Origin of the sequence: Saccharothrix xinjiangensis, from assembly GCF_039527585.1 — a bacterium.
In the GTDB taxonomy this organism is placed as follows: domain Bacteria; phylum Actinomycetota; class Actinomycetes; order Mycobacteriales; family Pseudonocardiaceae; genus Actinosynnema; species Actinosynnema xinjiangensis.
Map to the genome: position 1 here is coordinate 18056 of NZ_BAAAKE010000017.1, position 12571 is coordinate 30626.

Genomic DNA, 12571 nt, shown 5'->3' on the forward strand with positions numbered 1-12571 from the left:
GCCCGGCGACGTGCGCCGGGACAAGCCGGTCCGGTGGGCCTCGGCCGAAGTGCGAGCGGATTGGGTCTTGCAGCGCGGCAAGAGGCGGGCCATAGTGCTTTGCAGCGCAGCAAAGCCCGGTACCACGGCGGTTCACCGGTCCGGCGCGACCGGATCCGCGACGTGGTGCGACACCCGACCGATCCTGGCGGCCCACGGCGTCCGCCCTGCGGGATCACCGCTCGGCACGTCGTCCCTCCCGGCGTGCCGATGACGCTCCGTGATGGCAGTCGCGCGTGCCCACTGGTGTGCCGCGACGGAAAGGTGCTGCCTCGTGCTTCGTGTCAACCGGTCGCGCAAGGTGTGGCGGGCCGTCGGGTCGGTGCTGGTCGCGGGCTGCCTGCTCGCCTCCGCGGCCTGCGGCGCCGACGACGACGGCGGTGGCGACGGCCCGGTCCGGGTGTCGGTGTGGGCGTGGTACCCGGAGTTCAAGGGCGTGGTCGACGCCTTCAACGCCGCCCACAGCGACGTGCAGGTCGAGTGGACCAACGTCGGCACCGGCCCGGACCAGTACGCCAAGCTCAAGACGGCGTTCACCGCGGGCAAGGGCGCGCCGGACGTGGCGATGGTCGAGTTCCAGCAGATCCCGACGTTCGTCATCCTCGACGCGCTGGTGGACATGGGCCTGCACGGCGCGAACGACGACGAGGACCTCTACGCCGAGTGGGCCTGGAGCCAGGCCACCGACGGCGACAAGGTCTACGCCATCCCCGTGGACGGCGGCCCGATGGCCTTGATGTACCGCAAGGACCTGTTCGACCGGCACGGCATCCCGGTGCCGACGACGTGGGCCGAGTACGCGGACGCCGCAGCCCGGGTCAAGGCGGTCGACCCGGACGCGTTCATCGCCAGCTTCGGCAGCGACGGCGGCTGGCTCAACGGCCTGATGTGGCAGGCGGGTTGCCGCCCCTACGGCTACTCGCGGGCGCAGGCGCCCGACCGGGTGCGGATCGACCTGACCGCGCCGGAGTGCCGGAAGGTGCTCGACCTGCTCGGCGACCTGGTCGACCGCGGGCTGATGGCCAAGGACCCGTTCTTCACCGCGGACGCCACCGCCGCGCTGGACTCGGGCAGGTACTGGACCTGGGCGGCGGCCGGCTGGACGCCCGGCTACGTCGCAGGCTCGTTGAAGAACACCTCGGGCAAGTGGGCCGTGGCGCCCATGCCGCAGTGGACGGCGGGCGCCGACGAGCACGGCGACTGGGGCGGTTCGACGTTCACCGTCACCAAGCAGGCGAAGAACCCCGAGGCGGCCACGAAGGTGGCGCGCGAGCTGTTCGGCCGCTCGAAGGCGGCCTGGGACGTGGGGTTGAACAAGGCGTTCCTGTACCCGCTGGTTGAGGAAGTCGCCGCGGACCCCGCGTTCACCGGCAAGGCCTACGAGTTCTTCAACGGCCAGAAGGTCAACGAGATCTTCGTGCCGGTGTCGCAGAAGCTGGGCGAGTTCCAGTACACGCCGTTCCAGGACTTCGTGTTCGGCCAGCTGACCGACCGCGCCGCCGAGGCGATGGAGGGCAGCAGGCCGTGGAGCGAGGTGCTGGAGGAGACCGAGCGCAACGTCATCGACTACGCCCGGCAGCAGGGCTTCGAGGTCACCAGGTAGCGACCAGGTCAGGAGGCCCCGTGACCCGCGCACGCACGGCCGAGGCGCCCACGACCGGCGCACCGGCACCCGCACCGCCACCGCGCCGGCCGTCGCGCCGGTCGACCGCCCACCCGGTGGCCGGCGCGCTGTTCGTCCTGCCGTTCTTCCTCGTCGTCGTCGCGTTCCTGGTGGTGCCGCTGGGCTACGCGTTCTGGCTGAGCCTGTCCAGCCGCAGCCTGGCCCTGGGCACCCGCTTCACCGGCCTGGACAACTACGCCCGCGCCTTCACCGACCCGGTGCTGCTCGACGGGCTGCTGCGGGTGGTGGTGTTCGGCGCGGTGCAGATCCCGGTCATGCTGGGCGTGGCGCTCGTGGCGGCGCTGGCGCTGGACGCGGTCGCCACGAGGTTCGCGGTCGCGTTCCGCCTGATCGCGTTCATGCCCTACGCCGTGCCCGCCGTCATCGGCGCGCTGATGTGGGGTTTCCTCTACAGCCGGACGTTCGGCCCGTTCGCCGAGCTGCCCGAGCTGGTGGGCGGCGAGCCGATCGACTTCTTCGGCGGCTCGCTCCTGCTGGCGTCGCTGGGCAACATCGTCACCTGGGCGTGGACCGGCTACAACATGATCGTGCTGTACTCGGCGCTGCAAGGGGTGCCGCGCGAGCTGCACGAGGCGGCCGTGATCGACGGCGCGAGCCCGGTGCAGGTGGCGCTGCGGGTGAAGGTGCCCGCGATCAGGCAGGCCATCGCCCTGGCCGCGGTGTTCACCGTCATCGGCACCATGCAGTTCTTCACCGAGCCGCAGATCATGGCCAGGTTCGCGCCCGCGGTGTCCGCCGGGTACACGCCGAACCTGTACGCCTACAACCAGGCCTTCGCCTACTCCGACTTCCACTACTCCGCGGCGATCTCCTTCGCGCTCGGGTTCGTGGTGTTCGTGGTGGCCTACGCCGTGGTGCTGGTGCGCCGGCGCCGAGGGGGGACGTCGTGAACCGGACCGCGGGGAACCGGACCTCGGCGAACCGGGCCGGGCAGCGGACCGGGCACCGGCTGCCGCACGTGCTCATGGCGGCCGGGATGCTGTACTTCCTGGTGCCGCTGCTGTGGGTGGTGGTCGCGGCGACCAAGAGCCAGGCGGACCTGCTGTCCAGCCCGGCGCTGTGGTTCGGCGAGGAGTTCAGCCTGGTCGACAACGTGCGGCAGCTGTTCCGCGAGGACGACGGCGTGTACGGCCGCTGGCTGCTCAACACCGCCGTGTACTCCGGGCTCAGCGCGGCGGGCGCCACGGCGCTGGCCGCGCTCGCCGGGTACGGCCTGGCCCGGTTCTCCTTCCCGGGCAAGCGGTTGTTCGAGACCGCGCTGCTGGGCATGATCATGGTGCCGGCCACCGCCCTGGTCCTGCCGACCTACCTGATCCTGTCCGAAGTGGACGTGGTGGACACCATGTGGGCGGTGGTGCTGCCCTCGCTGCTCAGCCCGTTCGGCACCTACCTGGTGCGCGTGTACGTGGCCGAGAGCGTGCCCGTCGAGCTGCTCGACGCCGCGCGCGTCGACCGGGCGGGCGAGCTGCGGATCTTCTGGCAGGTGGTGGTGCCGCTGCTGCGCCCGGCGCTGGTCACGGTGTTCCTGTTCACGCTGGTGGCGACGTGGAACAACTACTTCCTGCCGCTGGTGATGCTCAGCGACGCCGACCTCTACCCGCTGACGGTGGGGTTGACCACCTGGTTCAACACCGCGCAGCAGGAAGCGGGCACCCGGGTGCTGTTCAACCTCGTGGTCACCGGATCCCTGCTGGCGATCGTCCCGCTGGTCGTGGCGTTCGTCCTGCTCCAGCGCTTCTGGCGCGGCGGCGCCGCGACCGGAGCCCTCAAGTAGTCCCCCTCTTCCCGAACCACCGCAGGAGAACCGTGCTGACCGCTTCGCTCGCCTTCAGCCCCGACCACGTCCTCGCCCCGGTGCGGCGCAGGCTGTTCGGCTCGTTCGTCGAGCACCTGGGCCGCTGCGTCTACACCGGCATCCACGAACCGGGCCACCCGACCGCCGACGAGGACGGGTTCCGCGGCGACGTGCTGGACCTGACCCGTGAGATGGGCGTCGAGGTGGTGCGCTACCCCGGCGGCAACTTCGTCTCCGGCTACCGCTGGGAGGACGGGGTCGGCCCGGTCGCCGACCGGCCGGTGCGCCGCGACCTGGCCTGGCGCAGCATCGAGACCAACGAGGTCGGCGTCGACGAGTTCGCCCGGTGGGCCCGCAAGGCCGGCGCGGAGGTCATGTACGCGGTCAACCTCGGCACCCGCGGCGTGGCCGAGGCGCTCGACGTGCACGAGTACCTCAACCACGAGCGCGGCACGCAGCTGTCGGACCTGCGGCGCGCCAACGGGACCGAGGAGCCGCACGGGGTGCGGCTGTGGTGCCTGGGCAACGAGCTGGACGGCCCGTGGCAGACCGGCCACAAGACCGCCCACGAGTACGGGCGGCTGGCCGCGGAGACGGCGCGGGCGCTGCGCCAGGCCGAACCGGGGCTGGAGCTGGTCGCCTGCGGCAGCTCGAACTCGCAGATGCCGACCTTCGGGCAGTGGGAGTCCACCGTCCTGGAGCTGTGCTACGACCTGGTCGACCACATCTCGCTGCACGCCTACTACGAGCCGCTCGACGGCGACGTGGACAGCTTCCTGGCCTCCGCGGTGGACATGGACCGCTTCATCGACCGCGTCGTGGCCACCGCCGACGCCGTCGGCGCCCGGCTCAAGAGCGACAAGCGCATCACCCTGTCCTTCGACGAGTGGAACGTCTGGTACCTGAGCCGGTTCCAGGCCGACCCGCCCACCGAGTGGCTGGTCGCGCCCCGGCTGATCGAGGACACCTACGACGTGACCGACGCCGTCGTGGTGGGCAGCCTGCTGATCTCGCTGCTGCGCCACGCCGACCGGGTGGCCGTGGCCTGCCAGGCGCAGTTGGTCAACGTCATCGCCCCGATCCGCGCCGAACCCGGCGGCCCGGCGTGGCGGCAGACCACCTTCCACCCGTTCGCCCTGACCTCGCGGCTGGCCCGCGGGCAGGTGCTGCGGACCGCGGTCGACGCGCCCACCCTGCCCACCGCCCGGTTCGGCGACGTGCCGGTGGTCGACGCGGTCGCCACCCGCGACGACGACGGCGGCACGACCGTGTTCGCGGTCAACCGGCACCGGACCGAGCCCGTCGAGCTGCGCGTGCCCGCGGGCGACGCCCGGACCGCCGAGGCGTGGCTGCTGCACGACCCGGACCCCTCGGCCGCCAACACCGAGCAGGACCCCGACCGCGTCGTGCCGCGCCCGCACCGGACCGAGGTCGCCGACGGCGTCCTGCGGGTGGTGCTGCCGCCCGTGTCGTGGTGCGCGGTCACTCTAGGCGGTTCGACCGCGCCGTAGGACCGGCAGGCGCAGCCACGTGCGGCGTTCGACGCATTCGACACCCCCGTAGGGCCTCATTCGACGCGGTTCCGGTAATGCCCGTCGCCGAGCCCGCGAGAAGACAGGCACACGGCAGGGGTCGCCGTGTGGCTGCGGAGGGGGCGACATGGTCGGACGCGCGCGTTCGAGGTTATCGGCGCTGGTGCTGGTGGCGGGGGTGGTGGCGGTGCCGCACGTGGTGCGGCCCGCCGAACCCGACCACGCGGCGCACGCCCGGCACCGGCACGTCGCGGTCAGCGCCGAGGCGATGGTGTCGACCGCGGTCGTGCTGCCCCACGCGGGGTGGGTGGCCACCGCCTCCGGCGAGGAGACCTCCGGCGAGGACGGCCGGGCCGCCAACGTGCTCGACGGCGACCCGGCCACCATCTGGCACAGCCCGTGGACGACGGCGGCCTCGCTGCCGCAGTGGATCACCCTCGACACGCGGCAGGCGCAGCAGCTCTCGGGCCTGGTCCACACCCCGCGCCCCGGCGGCGGGAACGGCGCCGTCGGGCGCTACGAGATCCACGTGAGCACCGACGGCGCGACCTGGGGCGACCCGGTGGCCACCGGCACCGCCGCCGACGACGCCACCGCCAAGACCTTCGACTTCGCCACCTCCACCGCCCGGTACGTGCGGCTGACCGCGCTCACCGAGGCCGGCGGACGCGGACCGTGGACCTCCGCCGCCGAGATCAGGCTGCTGGGCGCGCCGGCCGCGCCCGTCGGCCCGCTCGACCGCACCGGCTGGGTCGCCACCGCCTCCGACCAGGAGACCTCCGGCGAGGACGGCCGGGCCGCCAACGTGCTCGACGGCTCCCCCGACACCCTGTGGCACTCCCACTGGACCTCGCCGGTCAGCCCGCTGCCCCACTGGATCACCCTGGACACCGGCCGCGCCCAGGCCATCCGGGGCATCTCCGTGCGCACCCGCGGCGACGGCGCCAACGGCCGCATCGGCGACTACCGCGTGCAGACCAGCACCGACGGCACGACGTTCGGCGCGCCGGTCGCCCAGGGCTCCTGGCCCGACACCTCGGGCGTCCACACCGCCACCTTCACCGCGCAGGCCCGGTACGTGCGGCTGACCGCGCTCACCGAGGCGGGCGGGCGCGGACCGTGGACCTCCGCCGCCGAGATCGACCTGCTCGGGCCGGTCGACGCCGGCGTGCTCGGCGCGTGGGGGCCGGTCACCGGGTTCCCCATCGTGCCCGTGGCCTCCGCGCTGCTGCCGAACAACAAGCTGCTCACCTGGTCCGCCTACGCCGCCGACAACTTCGGCGGCAGCAGCGGCTACACCCAGACCGCGATCCTCGACCTCGCCACCGGGCAGGTCACCCAGCGCCGCGTCGACAACACCGGCCACGACATGTTCTGCCCCGGCACCTCCGTGCTGGCCGACGGGCGGGTCCTGGTCACCGGCGGCAGCGATGCGGGCGAGGCCAGCATCTACGACCCCGCCACCGACGCCTGGACCGACGCGCCCGACATGGCGGTCGCCCGCGGCTACCAGGGGCAGACCACGCTGTCCACCGGCGAGGCGTTCACCGTCGGCGGCTCCTGGAGCGGCGGTGAGGGCAACAAGACCGCCGAGGTGTACTCACCGACCACGAACAAGTGGCGCACCCTGACCGGCGTGCCGCCCGAGCCGTTCCTGACCGCCGACCCCCGGGGCGCCTACCGCGCCGACAACCACACCTGGCTGTTCGCCGTCGGCGGCGGACGCGTCTTCCACGCCGGGCCCAGCAGGCGCATGAACTGGATCAGCACCACCGGCGCGGGCTCCGTCACCGACGCGGGCGTCCGGGGCGACAGCGCCGACGCCATGAACGGCAACGCCGTCATGTACGACGTCGGCAAGATCCTCACCCTCGGTGGCGCCACCGCCTACCAGGACGTCGACGCCACCACCCGCGCCCACAGCATCGACATCACCGGCGGCGCGGCGGTCGTCACCCGCACCGCCGACCTGGCCCACGCCCGCGCCTTCGCCAACAGCGTGGTCCTGCCCGACGGCGCCGTGGTCGTCATCGGCGGCCAGGGCCGGCCCGTGCCCTTCAGCGACCGCACCGCCGTCCTCACCCCCGAGCTGTGGAACCCGGCCACCGGCCGCTTCACCCCGCTCGCGCCCATGGCCGTGCCCCGCACCTACCACAGCGTCGCCAACCTGCTCCCCGACGGCCGCGTGTTCTCCGGCGGCGGCGGGCTCTGCGGCAACTGCGCCACCAACCACGCCGACGGGCAGGTCCTCACCCCGCCCTACCTGCTCAACCCCGACGGCACGCCCCGACCGCGCCCGGCCATCACCACCAGCCCCGCCCGCGCCGGCCACGGCGCCACCGCCACCATCGGCACCGACCGCCAGGTCACCGGCTTCGCGCTCATGCGCACCGGCTCGGTGACCCACTCGGTCGACAACGACCAGCGCCGCATCCCGCTGACCCCGCAGGCCCTCGGCGCCACCTCCTACCGGATCACCGTGCCCACCGACCCCGGCGTCGCCCCGCCCGGCTCGTACCTGCTGTTCGCCCTGGACCACCACGGCGTCCCCAGCGTCGGCGCACCCGTCCTCATCGGCTGACCGCGCGGTGGTGGGACCGCCCGGCGCGGTCCCACCACCGGCGTCATGGCGCCCGCGCGGTGCGGCGAATTCCGTAATGTCTGACAACGACATGTTTTGCAATCGTGCTTTCGGGACACACTCACGGCAAATGGGCACCCGAGAACAGCCTTCTCGCGGCCCGGTGTTCCGAAATGTGGACGCTGTTGGCCCATGACCGTCCAGTCCGGATGATTCTGGCAATCCGCACCGACTGAATGGATGCCGACATGCGACAACTGGTGCTACTCGCGTTAGTGGGCCTGGGCGCCCAACTCGTCGACGGCAGCCTGGGCATGGCCTACGGCGTCACGTCGACCACCCTGCTGCTGGCGATCGGCACGAGCCCGGCGGCCGCTTCCGCGACCGTGCACCTGGCCGAGATCGGCACCACCCTGGTCTCCGGGTTCGCCCACTGGCGCTTCGGCAACGTGGACTGGAAGGTCGTCGCGAAGATCGGCGTGCCCGGCGCGGTCGGCGCCTTCGCGGGAGCCACGTTCCTGTCGAGCCTGTCGACCGAGACCGCCGCACCGGTGATGTCGCTGATCCTGCTGGCGCTGGGCATCTACATCCTGGTCCGGTTCACCACGTTCGGCCTGCCCAAGCACAACCTGGGCAAGCCGCTGCGCAAGCGGTTCCTCGGACCGCTGGGCCTGGTCGCGGGTTTCGTGGACTCGACGGGCGGCGGCGGCTGGGGTCCGGTCGGCACCCCGGCCATCCTCGCCAGCGGTCGCCTGGAGCCGCGCAAGACGATCGGGTCGATCGACACCAGCGAGTTCCTGGTGGCCGTCGCCGCCAGCCTCGGCTTCCTGTTCGGGCTCGGCTCGCAGGGCGTCGACTTCGCCTGGGTGCTCGCCCTGCTGATCGGCGGTGTGATCGCGGCGCCGATCGCGGCCTGGCTCGTCCGCCACATCCCGCCGCGCGTGCTCGGCTCGGCGGTCGGCGGCCTCATCATCCTCACCAACACCCGCACGCTGCTGCGCAGCGACTGGGTCGACGCGAGCGACAGCGTCAAGTGGCCGGTCTACGTGGCGATCTACCTGGTGTGGGCCGCCTCGCTGGCGTACTCCATCCGGGCTTACCGCGCCGATCGCCGGGAGGAGCGGGAGGCCGTCGCGGGAGCCGAGGCGGACAAGGCCGACGAGAGCAGGTCGGCCGCCTCCTGAACCGGGCGTGAAAGGGCCCGCCCGCCGCGTGGTTGACGACCGCGCGGCGGGCGGGCCCTTTCACGCCCGGTGGACAGCCCGGCACCACCCCACAGGCCTCGTGGCCGTTCACCCAGCAGACGTGGTTAGGTGTTGACATGCGCAGAACCGGACTGGTAGCGCACGTGCGAGGTCTCGGGGCCCACGACCACGTGTGCTGGCGGTACGACGACCGGGACGACTTCCTCGCCCGCGTCCGGGAATTCCTGGCCGAGGGCCTCGCCCTCGGGCACCGGGTCCGCTACCTCGGCCCCGGCGACGTGGACGCCCTGGAAGCGGACCTCAACGGGGTCGAGGGCGTCGACGAGGCGCTGCGGACCGGCGCCGCCGAGGTCGCGTCGCTGGACGCGACCTACCCGACCGACGCGGTGGTCGAGCCCGACGCGCAGGTCCGGGCCTACGCCGAGGCGACCGAGGCGGCGCTGGCCGCCGGGTTCACCGGGCTGCGCGTCGCCGCCGACTGCACCCCGCTGGTGCGCGCCCCGGAGCAGCTGGCGGCGTTCGCCCGGTACGAGCACCGGGTCGACCACCACATGGCCGGCCGCCCGTTCTCGGCGATGTGCGCCTACTCCGGCGAGGAGGTGGACGAGCACGCCTTCGCCCAGGTCGCCTGCATGCACCCGACCACCAACACGGCCTACCCCGGTTTCCGGCTGCACGCGGCGGGCGACCTGACCACGGCGCTGGGCGGCGAGGTCGACCCGGCCAACGGTGACCTGTTCGCGCTCGCGCTGGAGCGCGCCGACCCGCGCCCCCGCGACGGCCGGCTGGTCATCGACGCCACCGACCTCTCCTTCCTCGACCACCGAGGCCTGCTGCGCCTGGTGGACCACGCCGACCGGCACGGCGCCTCCGTCGTGCTGCGCACGTCGTGGCCGGGCGTGGCCTCCATGGTGGACCTGCTCGACCTCGACGTCCGTGTGGAGCCAGGCACATGAACACCACAGCCGTCCCTCCCGCAGGGAACTTCGTGCACCCCGCGGTGTTCTACGCCTCGGACGAGGAGTACCTGGACCTGCTCGTGCCCTTCGTCACCGAGGGCCTGGAGCTCGGTCACCCGGTCGCCGCGTCGGTGCCCGGCGCGCGGCTGCGGTTGCTGCGCGACGCCCTCGCCGACGCCGCGGCCGAGGTGCTGCTGCTGGACATGGAGGTCGAGGGCCGCAACCCGGGCCGGATCATCCCCGGTGTGCTGCGCCGGTTCGCCGACCGCCACCGGGAGGGGCACGTGCGCATCATCGGCGAGCCGATCTGGGCCGGGCGCACCGACGCGGAGTACCCGGCCTGCGCCCAGCACGAGGCGCTGATCAACCTGGCCTTCGCCGGGCGGGACGTCACCATCGCCTGCCCCTACGACACCTCGGCGCTCGACGAGCACGTCGTCACCGACGCGCTGGCCACCCACCCCGTGGTGTGGGAGACCGCCCGGCGCTACGACAGCGACCACTACGCGCCGGACGCCGTCGTCGACCGCTACAACCGGCCGCTCGACGCCGTCCCGGGCGCCGTCGGCCTCGCGGTCGCCACCACCGCCGGCATCGGCGAGGCCCGCCGGTTCGCCGTGGCGGAGGCGGACCGCCTGGGGCTGCCCGCCGAGCGGTCGGCCGACCTCGCGCTCGTCACCACCGAGCTGGTGACCAACAGCCTCCGCCACGCCGGCGCGGACTGCCGGCTGAGCCTCTGGCGGGACGGGGACCACCTCGTCTGCGCGGTCCAGGACGGCGGCCGGCTGACCGACCCGCTCGCCGGCCGCCGACCGGCCACCCGGAGCCAGGAGGGCGGCCGGGGCCTGCTGATGGTCAACCACCTGTCCGACCTGGTCCGCACGCACACCACCGCGCGCGGCACCACCGTGTGCGCCTTCCTGCGCGTGGCGCCCTGACCGGTTTCGTCACGCAGCGCCACCCCGGACCGCACGCGGGGGTGTCGACCGGGCGGTGGCGGGGTAAACGTTCCGGGTGACTTCCAGTTCGATCGGACATCCGACCGAGGTACGCGCACCGGCCCGACGAGGTCACGGCGTGGACGGGGACCTCGACGGGGCGCCCGTGTCCGTCAGGGTCGCCCGGCGTCGCGGCGTGGTGTTCGCCGGGGTGCACGGCGAGATCGACACCGACAGCTACCGCGAGGTGCGCCAGGAGCTGTTCGCGTGCCTGGAGGACAACCCCACCGCGCTCGTGGTCGACCTCGGCGGCGTGGGGCTGTTCGGCTCGCTGGGCATCGCGGTCCTGATGGAGGTCCACGAGCGCGCTCACGAGACCGGGGTCGGGTTCGCCGTGGTCGCCCGGCAGCGCACCGTGGTGGAGCCCATGCGGGTGACCGAGGTCGACGTCCTGCTGACGCTGCGCCCGACCGTGGACGAGGCGCTGGCCGCGGTGATGGCCCGGTCCGGGTCGACCGGCGACGAGTCCGAGGAGGAGGACCACGGGTTCTCGTGGTGGTCCTCCTAGTCCGCTGACGCGGACCGGTTCGCGTCAACGCCCCGGCGCCCGGTGCTGCCGCGTGGCCAGGGGCAGGAAGACCTCGTCGAGGGTCGGCTTGAGGGTGACGGTCTCGACCCGGTCCGGTCCCACCCGCGCCTTCAGCTCGTCGGGGGTGCCCTCGGCGACGACCCGACCGGCGTCGACGACGGCGATCCGGTCGGCCAGCCGGTCGGCCTCCTCCAGGTGCTGGGTCGTGAGCAGGACCGTCGTGCCGGAACCGACGAGCGACCTGACCGGGTCCCAGACGTCCGTGCGCGCCCGCGGGTCCAGGCCGGTGGTCGGCTCGTCGAGGAACAGCACCGGCGGGTCAGGACCAGGCCGACGGCCTGTATCGCCAGGTCGCCCGGGAGCGCCGGGGACGGCCCCACATCTTCGTGTGCCATACGAAGAAGCATAGCACTGAACTACGTACGGCATACGAAGTCAGCTTCCTACAATGGGCCCATGGACCGGACGGAGATCAGCGGCAGCGGCGACCCGGCACGCACGGTCGCCACGCTGTGGGGCACGCGGCGGCTGCCGCGGCGCGGCCCCAAGCACACCCTGACCACCGCGCAGGTGACCGCCGCCGCGATCGGCATCGCCGACGGCGACCAGGACCTGTCCACCCTGTCCATGCGCCGGGTCGCCGAGGCGCTCGGCGTGGGCACGATGTCCCTCTACACCTACGTCTCGTCCCGGGAAGAGCTGGTCGAGGCCATGCTCGACACGGTCTACGGCGAAGCCGTCCAGCTGCTCGGACCGCTGGGCGACGCGCCGTGGCAGGACGGCCTGCGCCGGGTCGCGCGGGTGAACTGGGAGCTCTGCACCCGCCACCCGTGGGTGCTCCAGGTGTTCACCGGCCGCCCACCGCTGGGGCCGCACACGATCGCCAAGTACGAGCGCGAACTGGCCGTGATCGAGGGCATCGGCCTCACCGACGTGGAGATGGACGCGGCCGTCACCCTCGTGCACACCCACGTCGAGGGCGTCGCCCGCCGCCGGGTCGAGGCCGACCGGGTAGTCCGCCGCACGGGCATCGACGACGAGCAGTGGTGGCGGCAGGTCCAGCCCGCGATCGAGGCGGTCTTCGACCCCTCGCGGTTCCCGATCTCGGCCCGCGTCGGCCAGGCCGCCGGGCAGGCGCACCGGTCGGCGCACAACCCGGAGCACGCCTACGCGTTCGGCCTCGACCGGCTCATCCAGGGCGTGGAGGCGCTGATCTCGGAACGCGCGGGCGCCTGACCGTCCACAGAGG

General features: G+C 73.0%; 10 protein-coding genes and 1 pseudogene. 10 read left to right on the plus strand and 1 reads right to left on the minus strand.

What is annotated here, in order from left to right:
* Positions 1–313: 313 nt before the first annotated feature.
* From ABD223_RS27875 to ABD223_RS27915, 9 genes are all read left to right on the plus strand, one after another.
* Positions 314–1642: an ABC transporter substrate-binding protein gene (locus tag ABD223_RS27875; protein WP_344039539.1), complete on the plus strand. Its 1329-nt coding sequence runs from the start codon at positions 314–316 to the stop codon at positions 1640–1642.
* Between the two features lie 20 nt (positions 1643–1662).
* A complete protein-coding gene (locus ABD223_RS27880; protein WP_344039540.1) occupies positions 1663–2613 on the plus strand; it encodes a carbohydrate ABC transporter permease in 951 nt (316 codons plus the stop codon).
* Entirely contained in the window at positions 2610–3497 is an 888-nt protein-coding gene (locus ABD223_RS27885; protein ID WP_344039541.1) for a carbohydrate ABC transporter permease, read from the plus strand. The genes ABD223_RS27880 and ABD223_RS27885 overlap by 4 nt, the downstream gene beginning before the upstream one ends.
* Before the next feature lie 32 nt (positions 3498–3529).
* Positions 3530–5029 carry an arabinosylfuranosidase ArfA gene (arfA, locus tag ABD223_RS27890; protein ID WP_344039542.1) on the plus strand — a complete coding sequence of 500 codons (1500 nt, stop codon included), beginning with the start codon at positions 3530–3532 and terminating at the stop codon, positions 5027–5029.
* Positions 5030–5177: 148 nt separating this feature from the next.
* A complete protein-coding gene (locus ABD223_RS27895; protein WP_344039543.1) occupies positions 5178–7631 on the plus strand; it encodes a discoidin domain-containing protein in 2454 nt (817 codons plus the stop codon).
* 248 nt (positions 7632–7879) lie between these two features.
* On the plus strand, positions 7880–8815 hold the full coding sequence (locus ABD223_RS27900) for a sulfite exporter TauE/SafE family protein (RefSeq protein WP_344039544.1): 936 nt from the start codon (positions 7880–7882) through the stop codon (positions 8813–8815).
* A gap of 137 nt (positions 8816–8952) precedes the next feature.
* Positions 8953–9792, plus strand: coding sequence for an MEDS domain-containing protein (locus tag ABD223_RS27905; protein WP_344039545.1), 840 nt, complete (start codon positions 8953–8955; stop codon positions 9790–9792).
* Positions 9789–10733 carry an anti-sigma factor RsbA family regulatory protein gene (locus ABD223_RS27910; RefSeq protein WP_344039546.1) on the plus strand — a complete coding sequence of 315 codons (945 nt, stop codon included), beginning with the start codon at positions 9789–9791 and terminating at the stop codon, positions 10731–10733. Before ABD223_RS27905 ends, ABD223_RS27910 begins: the two co-directional genes overlap by 4 nt.
* A gap of 139 nt (positions 10734–10872) precedes the next feature.
* Positions 10873–11301 (plus strand): STAS domain-containing protein, encoded by a 429-nt coding sequence (locus ABD223_RS27915; protein ID WP_344039547.1) that lies wholly within the window; start codon positions 10873–10875, stop codon positions 11299–11301.
* A 24-nt stretch (positions 11302–11325) separates the two neighbouring features.
* Here the strand turns inward: ABD223_RS27915 and ABD223_RS27920 are convergent.
* A pseudogene (locus tag ABD223_RS27920) lies at positions 11326–11640 on the minus strand (ATP-binding cassette domain-containing protein); the annotation flags it as partial.
* 138 nt (positions 11641–11778) lie between these two features.
* Between ABD223_RS27920 and ABD223_RS27925 the strand changes: the two are divergent.
* Positions 11779–12558, plus strand: coding sequence for a TetR/AcrR family transcriptional regulator C-terminal domain-containing protein (locus tag ABD223_RS27925; protein WP_344039548.1), 780 nt, complete (start codon positions 11779–11781; stop codon positions 12556–12558).
* Positions 12559–12571: the final 13 nt, after the last annotated feature.